Genomic DNA, 14,283 nt, shown 5'->3' with positions numbered 1-14,283 from the left:
CATTGGTTCGTGCGGCTCAGCGTTTTTCTTCCTCCTTGTCCGACTGCTGATTCCCCTTCGCGCCGCCGGTCAGGTTGCCGATGCCTTCGAGCCCGGTCTGGATCTGGCCACTGCCGCGCGAAAAGCCGGTATCGCCCACTTGCGACGAACCGTCGTCGAGCAGGTCGTCGGTGCGGCTGGCCGATTGCTCGCTGCCCTCGCGCTGCAGCTTGCCGCTGTCGCCGGTGCCGCCCACGCCTACGCTGCCGGCGCTGCTGGTGCCGTTCTGGGTGATCTGGTCCCAGGAGCGGCCCTGGACGTCCTTTTTATCGTCTTGTGTCGACATGATGTTCTCCTCGTTCGCTCAGTTAGTTAGCACAGTTACATCATAGAGTGCCAGCATCGGAGGCCAGTCGGCGCACGGGAGAAAACGGCGGCGAAAAAAAAGGCGCTGTCACCGTTCACTGTTGATGGGGCCGATGGTCAGACGCAGCAATTGATCGGCGGAAGTGACCTTTCCACCATCGAGCGCGCGGCGCCAGCCCAGGTAATTCGGCAGATAACGCGACGCGACCCCGTGAAACCGCGCCAGCCATTCGCGAAAGCGGCGATGCCAGGCATTCACGTTCTGCACGTGAATGGCGCCCGCGGCCTCGCGGCGGACGCGTTCGCCGGCGCGCAGGTTGACGGCCTGGTGCGCAATCCCGTGCGCCCGCGCGAACGCGCGGTAGGCCGCATGCGCGTCGGTGACCAATAGCACTTGCCGGTCGAGGTGGGGCAGCAAGTGGTGCTCGAGTTGCGCCTTGCTCAGGGCGCCGCGCCCGGTCACGGCGTCGATGGTCTGGCCGCTGCGGTCACGGGCTACGAGGATGCAGTCGAGCTCGCGCGAGATACCGCGCTTTGCCGCCGCGCCACCACGCCTGCGCGGCGCCCGGTCGAGCTTGCGCGATCCTTTCTGCGACTCGCGTAGAAACATTTCGTCGGCCTCGACGATGCCGTTCAGGCACACCGGCCGGTCGTCCTTGACCCGGTCGAGAAACCGGTGGCGCCATCTGAATGCGGTATTCCGGTGCACCTCCACGTGCTCTGCCGCTGCGCGCACCGGGCGCGACGCGCGCAGCGCATCGAGGTAATCGAGCCATTTGGCGCGCAGGCTCAGCCGTGCCAGCGGCGTGCCGGTGAGGTCGTTGAAGGTGCGCCGGCACCCGCGGCAGCGATAGCGCTGCAGGCCGTTCGCGCGGCCATGGCGGTGCCAGCCGGGACAGCGGCAATGCGGGCAGCGGCGCCCGGGTCCGCGCAATTGTTCGATCAGTGCGAGCAACTGCTGCAACCCGGCCGCCGGCCGCAAGGCATCGAGCACCCGTAGCCGCTGCGGCTGGTTGAGTGTCGGCAATGCCGCGAACCACTTCTTGAACCCTGGCGCTTTCATGGCAGCTCCATATCGATGGCGATACGGGTTCGACCGTGCAAGAGCTCAGCAGTTCAATCCTCATCCATAGCGAACGGTGACAGCGCCAAAAAAAACGGCGCCGTCGAGGCGCCGTTCGAAGAGGTATCGCGAATTATTTCTTGTTCGACAGATACATCACGCGGCCCGACAATTTGATGTTGCCGGCGCCCGTGACCATGTCTTCACCGCCGGTCAGCATGCCGCCGCCGGTGATCTTCGAGTACTTGCCGGTGCCGCCGGTGACCTGGAAGGTCGCGCCGGAGAAGACGTATTCCGCGCCTTTGCCGGTCGGCACGAACTGGCCGCTGTAGTTGGCGAAGATCTGGTCGCCTTCGGTGGTCATGACGATGAATTTACCATTGCTGAAGTGGAACAGCGGGCCGATCGGGGTGATGCAGTCGGTGGCGATGAACACGACTTTGCCGCCCATCAGGGCGCTGGTGCCGTGGCCGCTGATGGTGCCGCCGAATTTCGAGAAGCATTTGTCGTTCGGGCCGACGGCTTCGACCAGCGTGCCTTCGACCTCGAGTTGTTGGGTGACCCAGCCCCCTGCCGATGCCGAGGCCGAAGCAGCCAGCAGGAGGGAAACGGCAGCTGGACGGGCAATCGTGCGCAGGAAGGAAGTGAACATGTGTGTCTCCGAAGTTAAGAAAGATTTAATAATAATATATTTTTTATAAAAGTTACCACGCACGCTCAGCAGTATTTGAAGCGATCTGTCGTTCTCAAGATACATGTTTTCGAGGCAACATTGACAGGCTGGCGTGCGCCGGTTACAGCGCGGCTGAGATAACGTCACTAGGCCACTACAACGGAGAGAAAATGCGCGTCGCCACTTTCAACATCAACGGCATCGGCAGCCGCCTGCCGCGCCTGCTTGAATACCTCGAAGAAAAACAGCCGGACGTCGTCTGCCTGCAAGAACTGAAGTCGCCGCAGGAACGCTTCCCGCTGGCCGAGATCAATGGCGCCGGCTATGGCGCGATCTGGCATGGGCAAAAGAGCTGGAACGGCGTCGCCATCCTGGCGCGCGGCAGCGATCCGGTCGAAGTCACGCGCGGCTTGCCGGGCGACGATAGCGACGACCAGAGCCGCTACCTGGAAGCGGTGGTGGGCGAACTGGTGGTGGCTTGCCTATATCTGCCGAACGGCAATCCGGCGCCGGGACCGAAGTTCGACTACAAGCTGGCCTGGATGGAGCGCCTGATCGCGCGTGCGGCGCAGCTGCTGGAAACGGGCGCGCCGGTGGTGATGGCGGGCGATTACAACGTCATGCCGACCGAACTCGACGTCTACAAGCCGGAGCGCTGGCTGACCGACGCATTATTCCGCCCCGAGTCGCGCGAAGCCTTCCACCGGCTGGTGAACCAGGGCTGGACCGACTCGCTGCGCAGCATGCACCCGGACGAAGTCATCTACACGTTTTACGATTACTTCCGCAACGCCTACGGGCGCAATGCCGGCCTGCGCATCGACCACCTGCTGCTCAGTCCCGCGCTGGCGCCGGCGCTGCGCGCGGCCGGCACCGACCACGACATTCGCGGCCGCGAGAAGCCGAGCGACCACGTGCCGACCTGGATCGAACTGGACTTGAGCGCGCTGGCGCCGCAGAAGGCGGGGAAGAAGGCGTAGTCAGCGCCCGCTGCGGTCGGCCAGGAACTGCTGCGCGCGCGGATGGGTGGGGTGAGTAAAAAAATCTTCCGGCGCGGCGCGTTCGAGGATGCGGCCTTCGCTCATGAACAGGATGCGGTCGGCCACGTCGCGCGCAAAGCCCATCTCGTGGGTCACGCAGACCATGGTCATGCCCTGCCCGGCCAGGCGGCGCATCACACCCAGCACTTCGCCGACCATTTCCGGGTCGAGCGCGCTAGTCGGTTCGTCGAACAGCATGACCGGCGGACGCATCGCCAGCGCGCGCGCAATCGCCACGCGCTGCTGCTGGCCGCCGGAGAGTTCGTGCGGATAGGCGTCCGCCTTGTGCGCGAGGCCGACGCCGTCGAGCAGTTCCAGCGCATAGGCACGCGCCTCGGCCTTGCTGGCGCGCCTCAGGTTCACCGGCGCCAGCATGCAGTTTTCCAGCGCGCTCAGGTGCGGGAACAGATTAAAGTGCTGGAACACGAAGCCGATCCCGGCGCGCAGCGCGTTGACGTCGAGGCCGGGCGCATGGATGTCGCGCCCGTCGATGACGATGCGGCCGCCGTCGATTTCCTCGAGGCGGTTCAGGGTGCGGATCAGGGTCGACTTGCCCGAACCCGACGGGCCGCAGACCACCACCACTTCGTTTTTGGCGACGTGTTCCGACACGTCGACCAGGGCGTGATACTGGCCGTACCACTTGTTGACGCCGTCGAGCTGGATCATAGAGAAACCTTTGGTACCGATACAGAAGCATGTGCCGCGTCCGGGCGCCGGTTCAGGCGCCGTTCGAGCAGGAAGGCGAGGCGCGAGAGTCCGAAGCACAGGATGAAGTAGGTCGCCGCCAGGATGATGTACACCTCGACCGCCTTGGTGAACACCAGCGTGTTGACCTGGGTGGCGATGAAGGAGACTTCGGACAGGCCGATGATGTAGCCGAGCGAAGTGGCCTTGATGGTCGCCACCAGCTGGCTCACCAGCGACGGCGACACGTGGCGCAGCGCCTGCGGCAGGATCACCAGGCGCAGCGCTTGCGGGTACGACAGACCGAGCGAACGCGCGCCTTCGAGCTGCCCCTTCGGCAGCGACTGGATACCCGCTTTGACGATCTCCGCCAGGTAGACGGCGTCGAACAGCACCAGCGTCATCAGCATGGTGGCGGCCTGGCCGGTCTTCACGCCCGTCACGGCGGGCAGGAAGAAGTAGGCCCAGAACACGACCAGCAGCAGCGGCACGGCGCGCACCACCTGCACCAGCACGGCCACCGGCCAGCGCACGGCACGCAATGGGCTGACGCGGGCTACACCGAGCAGCAGGCCGAGCGGCATGGCCAGCACCAGCGCCGCGGCGGACAGCAGGATCGTCAGCGACAAGCCGCCGAGCGGCCCGTTCGGGTATTGGCCGACCAGGAAGTAGAGCCAGTAGTCTTGAATCAGTTCGATCATGCCGGTCTCATACAGTGCGCACCGGGAAGCGGCGCGCGTACAGCTGCGCCGCCAGCGAGATCGCCAGCGACACCGTCAGGTAGGCCAGCGTCGCAAAGGTGAAGGCTTCGACGCTGCGGAAGGTGGCCGTCTCCACGCGCGCGGCCTGGTACATCATCTCGGCCGCGCCGATCACGGTGGCGACACTGGTGTCCTTCCACAGGTTGACGGTCTGCGACAGCAGCGGCGGCACGGCGATGCGGATACTTTGCGGCAGCAGCACCAGGCGCAGGGCCGCGATGCGCCCAAGGCCGAGCGAACGCGCCGCTTCCATCTGGACGGCGGGCACGGCGCGGATGCCGCTGCGGATGTCTTCGGCCATGTGCACGCCGGCGTACAGCGCGAGTGCGATCGTGGCGCAGATGAATTCGGGATTGCTGTCGTAGAGCGCCAGCTTGACGGTCTCGGGCAGCAGTTCGGGAAAGGCGAAATACCAGAACAGCAGGTGCGCCAGCAGCGGCACGTTGCGGATGCCCTCGACCAGGCTGGCGCCAACGGCGCGCAGCGGCGCGCTGGGCGAGGTGCGCATCAGCGCGATCGCCACGCCCAGCGGCAGCGCGATGACGAAGCTGGCGCCCAGCAGTTGCAGCGACAGGATGAAACCCTGCACCAGCCAGTCGTGGTATTCGCCCGACCGCAGCAGGTTTGCGTCGAAAAACGTCAAGGCAGACTACTCAGATCTTGTCGGTATGGATGGTGAAGGCGCGCTTGGCCATGTTCGGGCGCGTGCCCGGGCCATACCACTTGTTGAACAAGGCACTCGCGCCGCCGCTCGCTTCCAGCTCGCGCAGGGTGGCGTCGACGACGGTCTTCAAGCCCTTTTCTCCCTTGCGCAGGCCGAGCGCGATCGATTCCACGCCGATGCTGTTCGGCAGGATCGTGAAGTTTTTCGCGTTCGGACCGAGCTTGCCGTAATCGGCCAGCAGCGAAGATTCGTCGTTGACGTAGGCGATGCCCTTGCCCTGCTGCAGGGCCTGGAAGGCTTGCTGGGTATTCTCGAAGGTGACGACAGTCGCGGTCGGAACGGCGGCGCGGATATTGGTTTCCTGGGTGCCGCCGCGGACGGTGACGACCTTCCTGCCCGCCAGTTGCGGCAGCGCGGTGATGCCGCTGGCGCTGCGTACCATGACTTTCGAGCCGGTGACGAAGTGGGTCAGCGCGAAATCGACCTGCGACTCGCGCTCCTTGTTGTGGGTCAGCGTGGCGGCCAGCACGTCGACGTGGCCCTGCTGCAGCTCCGGGATGCGCGCGGCGACCGACATCTGCTTGAACACGGGTTTGACGCCGATCTTCTTCGCCACGGCGCGCGCCAGGTCGATCTCGTAGCCGACCAGTTCGCGCGTTTTCGGGTCGATGAAGCTGTTCGGCTCATCGGTGCCGAGCACGCCGAAGACGATCTCGCCCTTCTTCTTGATGTCGGCCAGCTGGTCGGCGTGGGCGACGGCGGCAAGGCCGAATTGGGCGGACAGCGCGATCGCGCAGGCAAGCAGGGTGCGGCGGGTGGCCATGGGAACTCCAATAGCGTGAATAAACGAACCGGAGATTATATGTCAGGTGAATGACGCCGCGAAGGATCGAATTCCTATAAGAACATGTTCAACGGGCATAAAGAAGCGTCGCCGGGCAGCGCTTCGACCCGTGCTATACAATCAAGACACCCCGGCGCCCGGTGTGAGCGGCGCCGGCCTTTTGATTGGAGAAAACATGTCGGGCTACAGCATCAACATCGAAGAAAAAACCCTGGCCGGTAACAACTTCCGCGAAGTCCTGTACACGACCCAGCGCAGCCAGCTGGTGATCATGACCCTGCAGGCGGGCGAGGAAATCGGCAGCGAACACCACGAAGGCCACGACCAGTTCATCCGGGTCGAACAGGGCACGGGCGTGGCCATCCTCGACGGCGAAGAGCACGCGCTGGAAGACGGCGTCGCTGTCGTGATCCCGGCCGGCACCGAGCACAACGTCATCAATACCTCGACCACCGAACCCCTGCGCCTGTACACCCTGTACACCCCGCCAGAGCATCCGGACGGGATCGTGCATGCGACCAAGGCCGAAGCGGACAAGTTTGAGGAAGAGCACGGCCATTGAGCGGCTCGCCCGGCGCAGGGCGGGCATGCCCGCCGTGCAGCATGTGCAAACCCATGAAACAACGGCGTGCCCCTGCGCCGGGCATGGGGACGCTATGCCAATGCACCCGCACACACGCGTGGGCACGCCCACCCTACGGTACACGACGGCCGACGTGTAGGGCAGGCATGCCCGCGTTACGGCGTGTGCAAACCCGTCGATCGACGATGCACATGCGCCGCGAGGGGAAACGGCATGCCGGTCAAATCGCCGGCCGGCCGTTCTCCGCATTCACCCGCGCCCGCTCCAGCAGCAAATCCCGCTCGCGCACATTCGTCGCCATCCGCGCCGCGCGCGCGAACTCGGCCGCGGCCTCAGGCCGCCGGCCCAGCTTTTCCAGCAAATCCCCACGCACGCTCGGCAGCCACTGGTAACGCTCCAGGGCGGCGTCCTGCGCCAGCGCGTCGACCAGCGCCAGCCCGGCCGCCGGCCCCTCGGCCATGCCGACCGCCACAGCGCGGTTCAGTTCGACCACCGGCGACGGGCTGACGCGCGCCAAGTCGCCGTACAGCGCCGCGATACGGGCCCAGTCGGTTTCGTCCGCCGTGCGCGCACGCGCATGGCAGGCGGCGATGGCGGCCTGTAGCGCATACGGCCCCTGCCCGCCCAGCAGCCGGGCGCGCGCCAGCGCCGCCAGGCCGCGCCGGATCAGGATGCCGTCCCAGCGTGTGCGGTCCTGGTCCAGCAGCAGCACCGGCTTGCCGGCGCGGTCGACCCGCGCCGCGGCGCGCGAGGCCTGCAGTTCCATCAGCGCGGCCAGGCCTTGCGCTTCCGGCTCGCGCGGCGCCAGTGCGGCCAGCATGCGCCCCAGGCGCAGCGCTTCTTCCATCAGCGCCGGGCGCATCCAGTCCTCGCCGGCGGTGGCGGTATAGCCTTCATTGAAGACCAGGTAGACGACTTCCAGCACCGAACCGAGCCGTTCTTCCAGCTCGCCTGGTGCCGGCAGTTCGAAGGGCACGCGCGCCTGGCCCAGGCTGCGCTTGGCGCGCACGATGCGCTGGGCGATGGTCGGCTCGGGCACCAGGAAGGCGCGCGCGATCTCAACGGTGGACAGGCCGCCCAGCAGCTTCAGCGTCAGCGCCACCCGCGCCTCGGTCGAGAGGATCGGGTGGCAAGCGGTGAACATCAGGCGCAGCAGGTCGTCGTGGACGACGTCGTTGCGCGCCGCGTCGAGGTCATCGACGAAGTCCGGCACAATATGCGCCTCCTGCGCTTCCAGGTCGTGGCCGATCTGCACGCATTTTTCGCGAAAGGATTTATCGCGGCGCAGGTGGTCGAGCGCCGCGTTCTTCGCCGTGCGCATCAGCCAGGCGCCGGGGTTGTCGGGAATGCCGGAGACTGGCCAGTGTTCGAGCGCGGCCACCAGCGCGTCGCCAGCCAGTTCTTCAGCCAGGCCGATGTCGCGCACCAGGCGCGCCACGCCGGCGACGATTTTCGCCGACTCGATGCGCCAGACGGCGCCGATGGCCTGGTCGACCTTGGCGCGCGTCACGGCTGCGCCGGTACCAAACTCAAGCCTACGCCGGCCGCATCCATCCACGACAATTCCCAGATGTGCCCGTCGAGATCCTCGAAGCCGTGCCCGTACATGAAGGGGTATTCCTGCTTCGGATTGGGCGCGCGCCCGCCGGCGTCGATTGCCTTGGCCACCAGCGCATCGACTTCCTCGCGGCTTTCGCAGGAGAGCGCGATCAGCACTTCGGTGCTTTCCCGCGCGTCGGTCACCGGCTTGTTGGTAAAGCTCTGGAAGAAGGGTTTACGCAGCAGCATGGCGTAGATGTTTTCGCCGACGATCATGCAGACGCCGTCGTCGTTGGTAAACCGGGGATCGAATTCGAAGCCGAGGCGGGTAAAGAATGCGCGGCTGCGCGCCAGGTCCTCGACTGCCAGGTTGACGTAAATCTGCTTGTGCATGGTGTCTCCTCTTGTATGGTGGGCTCAGGCTGCGCTGCGCGCGTCCTGTGCTTCGGCTTGTGCTTTGAGCGCGGCCAGTCCGGTCTCGAAATCGCATCCGCACATGCGGTCGGTATCGACGACGAGCCCCATCAGCTTGGCGATGAACGGGCTGCGCCCCTGCATGGTCCAGGTGACTTCGGTACCGCCCACGCCGGGCGAAAGCAGGAATTCGATGGTGTTTTCGCAGCGCAGCGGCGCCGTCATGCTCAACAGCATCGTCACCTTGCCCGGTGTGGCGTCGAGCACGGCCAGGCTGCCGCGCCCGGCCGCGCGCGCGCCGGCGAAGTGGCTGGTGGCGCCGGCGCCGCTCTCGGGGCCGGTGTAGGTCAGTTGCTGCGGACCCTTGTCGGCGAACGGGTTCCAGGTATTGAAGCGGCGCAGGTCGCTGATCATTGGCTGGATTTTGTCGGGCGGCGCCGCGATGTGGATGCTGCGCTCGACGCGGAACGTGTCAGGCCGGCGCGCCGCCGCCAGCACGACGGCGCCAGCGACGCCGGCGGCGATGAGGAGGAGGATCATGGCGTCCTCTCAGGCATTCAAAGAAGGCTGGCCGGCTTCGAGCGCCCGGAAGCGTTCCAGCGTCTCGGTCTGCGGAAAATCGTCGAGCTCGAACACGCGGCGTACCTCGATCTCAGCCTCGAGACCGTCGCCGCGCGGGTTCGGGAAGCGGCGCGCCCATTCCAGTGCTTCTTCGGGGGTGCGCACGCTGATCATGGTGTAGCCGGCGATCATCTCCTTCGATTCGGTGAAGGGGCCGTCGACGATGCTGCGTTCCTTCCCCTGGTAGCGGATGCGCCAGCCCTGGCTGGACGGGTGCAGGCCGCTGGCGTCGAGCAGCACGCCAGCGCGCGCCAGTTCGCCGTGGTAATCGGCCATCGCGGCCAGCAAGTCTTCGCCCGGCATGCAGCCGGCTTCGGATTCGGGGGTGGCCTTGACGATAATCATGTAACGCATGCTGTTCTCCTCTGTGTGGACCGGGCGCGGCGCATGCCGCGCGCTGGGCGGTTCATACACACGACGAAGCAGCTAGCCGGAAATCGACACGCCACAGAAAATTTTTTTCAGCTTTCGTAACAGGGCGCCAGCGCACGCACCTCGACCGTCGCCCATTCGGCCGCCGGGCAGCGCGCCGCCAGCGCCACCGCTTCGGCATGGGTCGCGACATCCACATGGAAAAAGCCGCCAATCATTTCCTTGGCTTCGGCAAAGGGGCCATCGACCGCACGCGCCTTGCCGCCCTCGACCCGGACCCGGGTGGCGCGGCTCTGCGGCGCCAGCGACTGCGCACCCAGCAGCACACCCTCTTCACGCAGGGTGTCGCCAAAGGCCAGCATACGGTCGTAAAGCACGCGCCCTTCGGCCTCGCTGCGGGTGGCGCGCTGGCCGACGGCTTCATGGATCAGCAACATGTACGACATCGACTCTCCCATCAATGAATGTAGACATTGGAACAAGCAGTATGCAACGCGGCGCCGGTCGAGTAAAGCATGGGTGAGACCGCGCCCTGCCCGGCCGCGTCAATCGTGCGCGCCGCCCGTCCACTGCGATTGATGACATCGCGTGCGATTGCTCCTACAAGGCAGTCTCGCATGCGCCTATTGTCCATTGTTGGCCCGGCTTTACCATGAGGGAACCAATCACCGACAGCAGGAGGCAGCAATGGGCGAGAACAAAGGCAAGGGCACGAAAGGCCGCAACTACGACGAACTGACGGGCGTCGGCACCAGCAGTGCCGGCATCACCGGCACCACCGGCAACCTGAACACGGGCACGCGCGATGGCGGCATCGGCATGCCGGCGCCGGACGACAGCGGCTATCGCGCAGGCAACCGCCAAGCGGCCGAACCGGACGACGGCGACACCACGCCGGCGCTTGGGCGCGGCACGCGCGGGCGCGCCGGCAGCCAGTCGCAATCCGGTCAGTCGCAATCGAGCCAGGGCAGCCAGAGCGGCGGCAACCAGCAGAGTGCGCAAGGAAGCAGCCAGTCGGGCAACGGGGGCGGCAATGCGCTCGGTCACAGCCTCGACCAGGATGTGATGGGCAAGGAGCAGTAAGCCGGCTACACACGGCGCGCTTCCCGGGCGCGCCCAAACAACCGCGAATGCTCCGCTTGAGGCCGGGGCGTTCGATCGGCGCGTCTGCGCCGTTCCACTGGCCACTTTGCCAGCTACCCTGGAGACCCGATGCGATTTCTGCTGCGCGGCGCCCTGCTCGCGGTCCTGCTGCTGGGCGGCTATGCCTTCTTCGGCCCCTACATCAAGAACATGCTGTACGCGATGCGCCTGGCGTCGATGCCGGCACCAGGCGCCTTGCCGGTACCGGTGCGCGGCGTCGAGCCGCGCGGCCTGCGCGACACCTGGGGCGGCGCGCGCAGCGAGGGCCGCAAGCACGAGGGTATCGACATTTTCGCCAAACGCGGCACGGCGGTGATCGCCGCGACGGAGGGCGTGGTGCTGCGCGTGTCGACCAACCGCCTCGGCGGGCAAGTGGTCTGGGTGCTGGGGCCGGGCGGCCAGCGCCATTACTATGCCCACCTGGATCGCTATGCCGACATCGAGAACGGCGAGCGCGTGCGGGCGGGGACGGTGCTGGGGTATGTGGGCGACACGGGCAATGCCAAGGGGACGCCGCCGCATCTGCATTACGGGATTTATGAGGCGGATGGGGCGATCAATCCGTATCCGTTGTTGAAGGCCAGGCCGCGGGTGGCGGTGGCGGACGCGCCGTGATGGCTGGCGGGGCGGACTGACGGGGGCGTCAAGCCATTGCGTCAGCACGTCCGCGTGGGCACCCGTGCCCACCCTACGGTACGCTACGGCCAACACAACTACGAAGGAGCCATCCTCATGTCAGGTGAACTCGACGACGATACCCTCGCGTTCGCGCGGCGGGTGTTTCAGTATGCGCGCACTGGCGAGACTGCGGAACTGGCGACGCTGCTGGGACAGGGCTTGCCCGCCAACCTGCGCAACGAGCGCGGCGACGGCTTGCTGATGCTGGCCTGCTACCACGGGCACGTCGATACCGCGCGCGTCCTGCTCGAGCACGGCGCCGATCCGGAACTGCTGAACGACGCCGGCCAGACGCCGCTGGCCGGGGCCGCCTTCAAGGGCGACGCCGCGGTGGTGACGCTGCTGCTGGAATGCGGCGCGCAGGTCGATGCAGCCGGGCCGAACGGCAAGACGGCGCTGATGATCGCCGCCATGTTCAACCGCGTGGAGATGATGCGCATGCTGATCGCGCATGGGGCCGATCCGCGGGTGCTTGACGCGGCCGGCATATCCATTCGGGAAGCGGCCGCGAAGATGGGCGCGGTCGAAGCGGTGGCGTTCCTCAACGAGCACCTCGACGGTCGCGCATCGTAGGGTGGGCTCTTGAGCCCACGCGGACGCAGGCGTAGTCAAATCGCGACGTCGAACGAAAGCCGCGATGCCTGCGTCCAAGGTGTTGCAGTGGCATCCACCGATCATCCGTCATACCGCGTGGGCTCGAGAGCCCACCCTACAACGGCGTTACGGCATCAGTGTGTCCGCCGCAAAAACTCCGTCGCCGCCCCGGCCGCCATCGGCCGGCTGAACAGGAATCCCTGGAACAGGTCGCAATCGCAGTCCGCCAGCGTGCGGTGCTGCTCGAGCGTTTCCACGCCCTCGGCCACCACGTGCATGTCGAGCTTGTGCGCGAGCGCCATGATGCCGGCGCAGAGGTCGGCGTCCTTGGCATCGACCGCGCAGTTGCGTACGAAGGAGCGGTCGAGCTTGAGGTAGTTCACCGGCAGCTGGCGCAGGTAGGACATCGACGAAAAGCCGGTGCCGAAGTCGTCGATGGAAAGCGCCACGCCGCCGCCGCGCAGGCGGTGCAGGATGGCGATGGCGAGATCCGGGTCGGACATCATCATCGATTCGGTCAGTTCCATTTCCAGGCAGCCGGGTTCGATGCCGTGCTCGCGCATCAGGTCGAACACGTAGTCGGGCAGCGCCGCGCTGGTCAGCTGGCTGGTCGACAGGTTGACTGCGATCGGGATCGTGCCGAGGCCGGCGTCGCGCCAGGCGGCGATCTGGCGGCAGGCCTGCTCGATCACCCAGCGTCCCAGGTGCAGCAGCAGGCCCAGTTGCTCGGCCAGCGGAATGAAATTGTCGGGTGCGACCAGGCCGACGCCGGGACGGTCCCAGCGGATCAGCGCCTCGAAGCCGGCGATGCTGCCGTCGCGCCGCATCTTCGGCTGGTAGTGCAGCGCGAAGGCGCCGGTGCCGACGGCGGCGCGCAGGTCGCGCTCGAGTTCGACGCGCTCGGTCACGGTCGAGCCGAGTTCGGGCGAATAGAAGCGGTACTGGTCGCGCCCGTTGTCCTTGGCCGAGTACATCGCCGCTTCGGCGCGCCCGAGCAGTTCGGCGGCGCCGTGCAGGCTGCCGCGCGACAGCGCGACGCCGGCGCTGAAGGTCAGGTGCAGCGGCTGGCGCAGCACCGGATAGGGTTGCGCCAGGTAGGCGCGGATCTGCTCGACCCGGTGCGCCACCTCCTCCACCGTGGCCGCCTGCGGCAGCGTGAACGCGAACTCGTCGCCCGACAGCCGCGCCAGGCTGCCCAGGGTCACGTTGCACTTCTGCAGGCGCTGGCCGACCAGCTGGATCAGCTGGTCGCCGATGGCCTGGCCGAAGTTGTTGTTGATGTACTTGAACTGGTCGAGGTCGATGATCACCACCGCCAGCCGGACCCCGCCCAGCGCCGCCATGACCAGCTGCTCCTCGAGCGCCGACTCGAACATCAGGCGGTTCGCCAGGCCCGTGAGCGAATCGGTGACGCGTTCCTGTTCGAGCCGGGTGCGCAGGCCGCGCAGCTCGGTGATCTCGGTCGAAAAGCCGATCAGGCAGGTGGGCTGGCCGGGCAGGCGCAGCTTGACCTTGCGCGAGCGGAAATGGTGCTTGCCGCCGTCGGCGCCGACGATGGTTTCCTCGCGCACCTCGTCGCCCGCGCCGGCCAGCACCTCGGCATCGTATTCGGCCACGCGCGCGGCGGCATCGACGGGCATCAGCTCGCGGTCGGTGCGGCCGATCAGGTCGGGGAGCTCGCGTGCATACAGCGCCAGCACCGGGCCGTTGGCATACAGATACCGTCCCTGCGCATCCTTCACGTAGATGGCTGCGTCGACGTTGGAGAGAATGGTGTTGAGCAGGTCGTTACGCTCGATGAGTTCGTCGACGGCGCGGCGCTGCTCGGTGATGTCGGTCGAGATGCCGCACAGGCCGACGACACGGTGCGCAGCGTCGAACAGGGGCAGTTTGACGCTGCGGAACATGCGGCACTCGCCGTTGGCCAGGCAGACCTGTTCGTCGGCGGCGATCTTTTCCCCCTTCGCCAGGACTTGCTGGTCGGTGGCGCCAATGCCGGACGCGGCCAGGTCGACGAAGGGGGCGTCGTTCTGGTGGAGAATGTGCGCGGGATCGGCTCCGAATACCGCGCCCAGCGCCTTGTTGGCGAACAGGTAGCGCCCGTCCAGGTCCTTCACGTAGAAGCAGACGTCCAGGTTGTCGACGAGCGTCCACAGGCGCCGCAGCTGGACCGGGTCCGGACCGTCGGCGGCGCCTGGATCGGCCTCCAGCGGAGCGCCTTTCTGCCCTGTGTTCATCCTGCCTTGCCTCCCTGGCGTGTGC

General features: G+C 66.4%; 18 protein-coding genes. 5 read left to right on the top strand and 13 right to left on the bottom strand.

Annotation, left to right across the window (positions count from 1 at the left end):
- Positions 1 to 16 precede the first annotated feature (16 nt).
- The 3 genes from AC56LG_RS17270 to AC56LG_RS17260 all read right to left on the bottom strand — a co-directional run bounded on the left by AC56LG_RS17270 (position 17) and on the right by AC56LG_RS17260 (position 2,060).
- Positions 17 to 325 carry a hypothetical protein gene (locus tag AC56LG_RS17270; protein WP_497167295.1) on the bottom strand — a complete coding sequence of 103 codons (309 nt, stop codon included), beginning with the start codon at positions 323 to 325 and terminating at the stop codon, positions 17 to 19.
- Between the two features lie 108 nt (positions 326 to 433).
- A complete protein-coding gene (locus tag AC56LG_RS17265; protein WP_497167294.1) occupies positions 434 to 1,408 on the bottom strand; it encodes an IS1595 family transposase in 975 nt (324 codons plus the stop codon).
- Between the two features lie 133 nt (positions 1,409 to 1,541).
- Positions 1,542 to 2,060 (bottom strand): hypothetical protein, encoded by a 519-nt coding sequence (locus AC56LG_RS17260; protein ID WP_497167293.1) that lies wholly within the window; start codon positions 2,058 to 2,060, stop codon positions 1,542 to 1,544.
- A 191-nt stretch (positions 2,061 to 2,251) separates the two neighbouring features.
- Here AC56LG_RS17260 and xth point away from each other — a divergent pair, with 191 nt between their 5' ends.
- Positions 2,252 to 3,061, top strand: a complete 810-nt coding sequence (gene xth, locus AC56LG_RS17255; RefSeq protein WP_497167292.1) for an exodeoxyribonuclease III — start codon at positions 2,252 to 2,254, stop codon at positions 3,059 to 3,061.
- On the opposite strand, the gene AC56LG_RS17250 is transcribed toward xth, so the two are convergent.
- Genes AC56LG_RS17250 through AC56LG_RS17235 form a run of 4 tightly spaced genes read right to left on the bottom strand, consistent with a single transcriptional unit; the run spans position 3,062 to position 6,056 of the window.
- Positions 3,062 to 3,790 (bottom strand): amino acid ABC transporter ATP-binding protein, encoded by a 729-nt coding sequence (locus AC56LG_RS17250; RefSeq protein WP_497167291.1) that lies wholly within the window; start codon positions 3,788 to 3,790, stop codon positions 3,062 to 3,064.
- The gene (locus AC56LG_RS17245) at positions 3,787 to 4,509 is read right to left on the bottom strand and encodes an amino acid ABC transporter permease (protein WP_497167290.1); all 723 of its coding nucleotides are present in this window, start codon (positions 4,507 to 4,509) and stop codon (positions 3,787 to 3,789) included. The genes AC56LG_RS17250 and AC56LG_RS17245 overlap by 4 nt, the downstream gene beginning before the upstream one ends.
- A gap of 7 nt (positions 4,510 to 4,516) precedes the next feature.
- Positions 4,517 to 5,212 carry an amino acid ABC transporter permease gene (locus tag AC56LG_RS17240; RefSeq protein WP_497167289.1) on the bottom strand — a complete coding sequence of 232 codons (696 nt, stop codon included), beginning with the start codon at positions 5,210 to 5,212 and terminating at the stop codon, positions 4,517 to 4,519.
- Between the two features lie 10 nt (positions 5,213 to 5,222).
- Complete coding sequence (locus AC56LG_RS17235) at positions 5,223 to 6,056, bottom strand: ABC transporter substrate-binding protein (protein WP_497167288.1); 834 nt, start codon at positions 6,054 to 6,056, stop codon at positions 5,223 to 5,225.
- 196 nt (positions 6,057 to 6,252) lie between these two features.
- Here AC56LG_RS17235 and AC56LG_RS17230 point away from each other — a divergent pair, with 196 nt between their 5' ends.
- Entirely contained in the window at positions 6,253 to 6,639 is a 387-nt protein-coding gene (locus tag AC56LG_RS17230; protein ID WP_497167287.1) for a cupin domain-containing protein, read from the top strand.
- Positions 6,640 to 6,880: 241 nt separating this feature from the next.
- Here the strand turns inward: AC56LG_RS17230 and AC56LG_RS17225 are convergent, their stop codons facing one another.
- The 5 genes from AC56LG_RS17225 to AC56LG_RS17205 form a co-directional block, all read right to left on the bottom strand.
- Positions 6,881 to 8,170, bottom strand: coding sequence for an RNA polymerase sigma factor (locus AC56LG_RS17225; RefSeq protein ID WP_497167286.1), 1,290 nt, complete (start codon positions 8,168 to 8,170; stop codon positions 6,881 to 6,883).
- Entirely contained in the window at positions 8,167 to 8,592 is a 426-nt protein-coding gene (locus AC56LG_RS17220; protein WP_497167285.1) for a VOC family protein, read from the bottom strand. Before AC56LG_RS17220 ends, AC56LG_RS17225 begins: the two co-directional genes overlap by 4 nt.
- Before the next feature lie 24 nt (positions 8,593 to 8,616).
- Positions 8,617 to 9,153 carry an SRPBCC family protein gene (locus tag AC56LG_RS17215; RefSeq protein ID WP_497167284.1) on the bottom strand — a complete coding sequence of 179 codons (537 nt, stop codon included), beginning with the start codon at positions 9,151 to 9,153 and terminating at the stop codon, positions 8,617 to 8,619.
- A gap of 9 nt (positions 9,154 to 9,162) precedes the next feature.
- Positions 9,163 to 9,588 carry a YciI family protein gene (locus tag AC56LG_RS17210; RefSeq protein WP_497167283.1) on the bottom strand — a complete coding sequence of 142 codons (426 nt, stop codon included), beginning with the start codon at positions 9,586 to 9,588 and terminating at the stop codon, positions 9,163 to 9,165.
- Between the two features lie 107 nt (positions 9,589 to 9,695).
- Positions 9,696 to 10,052, bottom strand: coding sequence for a YciI family protein (locus AC56LG_RS17205; protein ID WP_497167282.1), 357 nt, complete (start codon positions 10,050 to 10,052; stop codon positions 9,696 to 9,698).
- A 241-nt stretch (positions 10,053 to 10,293) separates the two neighbouring features.
- Here AC56LG_RS17205 and AC56LG_RS17200 point away from each other — a divergent pair, with 241 nt between their 5' ends.
- From AC56LG_RS17200 to AC56LG_RS17190, 3 genes are all read left to right on the top strand, one after another.
- Positions 10,294 to 10,689, top strand: coding sequence for a hypothetical protein (locus AC56LG_RS17200; RefSeq protein WP_497167281.1), 396 nt, complete (start codon positions 10,294 to 10,296; stop codon positions 10,687 to 10,689).
- Between the two features lie 129 nt (positions 10,690 to 10,818).
- Complete coding sequence (locus tag AC56LG_RS17195) at positions 10,819 to 11,364, top strand: M23 family metallopeptidase (RefSeq protein WP_497167280.1); 546 nt, start codon at positions 10,819 to 10,821, stop codon at positions 11,362 to 11,364.
- Positions 11,365 to 11,481: 117 nt separating this feature from the next.
- Positions 11,482 to 12,000 carry an ankyrin repeat domain-containing protein gene (locus tag AC56LG_RS17190; protein WP_497167279.1) on the top strand — a complete coding sequence of 173 codons (519 nt, stop codon included), beginning with the start codon at positions 11,482 to 11,484 and terminating at the stop codon, positions 11,998 to 12,000.
- 155 nt (positions 12,001 to 12,155) lie between these two features.
- Here the strand turns inward: AC56LG_RS17190 and AC56LG_RS17185 are convergent, their stop codons facing one another.
- A complete protein-coding gene (locus tag AC56LG_RS17185; RefSeq protein WP_497167278.1) occupies positions 12,156 to 14,258 on the bottom strand; it encodes a putative bifunctional diguanylate cyclase/phosphodiesterase in 2,103 nt (700 codons plus the stop codon).
- Between the last annotated feature and the right edge of the window lie 25 nt (positions 14,259 to 14,283).

The organism is Telluria sp. ZB2R32, assembly GCF_059685715.1.
This window is presented reverse-complemented; position numbering and strand designations above follow the sequence as displayed.

Excerpts from the sequence above, each read along its gene's own strand:
- AC56LG_RS17270 (WP_497167295.1), bottom strand. The coding sequence starts at position 325 with ATGTCGACACAAGACGATAAAAAGGACGTCCAGGGCCGCTCCTGGGAC.
- AC56LG_RS17265 (WP_497167294.1), bottom strand. The coding sequence starts at position 1,408 with ATGAAAGCGCCAGGGTTCAAGAAGTGGTTCGCGGCATTGCCGACACTC.
- AC56LG_RS17260 (WP_497167293.1), bottom strand. The coding sequence starts at position 2,060 with ATGTTCACTTCCTTCCTGCGCACGATTGCCCGTCCAGCTGCCGTTTCC.
- xth (WP_497167292.1), top strand. The coding sequence starts at position 2,252 with ATGCGCGTCGCCACTTTCAACATCAACGGCATCGGCAGCCGCCTGCCG.
- AC56LG_RS17250 (WP_497167291.1), bottom strand. The coding sequence starts at position 3,790 with ATGATCCAGCTCGACGGCGTCAACAAGTGGTACGGCCAGTATCACGCC.
- AC56LG_RS17245 (WP_497167290.1), bottom strand. The coding sequence starts at position 4,509 with ATGATCGAACTGATTCAAGACTACTGGCTCTACTTCCTGGTCGGCCAA.
- AC56LG_RS17235 (WP_497167288.1), bottom strand. The coding sequence starts at position 6,056 with ATGGCCACCCGCCGCACCCTGCTTGCCTGCGCGATCGCGCTGTCCGCC.
- AC56LG_RS17230 (WP_497167287.1), top strand. The coding sequence starts at position 6,253 with ATGTCGGGCTACAGCATCAACATCGAAGAAAAAACCCTGGCCGGTAAC.
- AC56LG_RS17220 (WP_497167285.1), bottom strand. The coding sequence starts at position 8,592 with ATGCACAAGCAGATTTACGTCAACCTGGCAGTCGAGGACCTGGCGCGC.
- AC56LG_RS17215 (WP_497167284.1), bottom strand. The coding sequence starts at position 9,153 with ATGATCCTCCTCCTCATCGCCGCCGGCGTCGCTGGCGCCGTCGTGCTG.
- AC56LG_RS17210 (WP_497167283.1), bottom strand. The coding sequence starts at position 9,588 with ATGCGTTACATGATTATCGTCAAGGCCACCCCCGAATCCGAAGCCGGC.
- AC56LG_RS17205 (WP_497167282.1), bottom strand. The coding sequence starts at position 10,052 with ATGTCGTACATGTTGCTGATCCATGAAGCCGTCGGCCAGCGCGCCACC.
- AC56LG_RS17200 (WP_497167281.1), top strand. The coding sequence starts at position 10,294 with ATGGGCGAGAACAAAGGCAAGGGCACGAAAGGCCGCAACTACGACGAA.
- AC56LG_RS17195 (WP_497167280.1), top strand. The coding sequence starts at position 10,819 with ATGCGATTTCTGCTGCGCGGCGCCCTGCTCGCGGTCCTGCTGCTGGGC.
- AC56LG_RS17190 (WP_497167279.1), top strand. The coding sequence starts at position 11,482 with ATGTCAGGTGAACTCGACGACGATACCCTCGCGTTCGCGCGGCGGGTG.
- AC56LG_RS17185 (WP_497167278.1), bottom strand. The coding sequence starts at position 14,258 with ATGAACACAGGGCAGAAAGGCGCTCCGCTGGAGGCCGATCCAGGCGCC.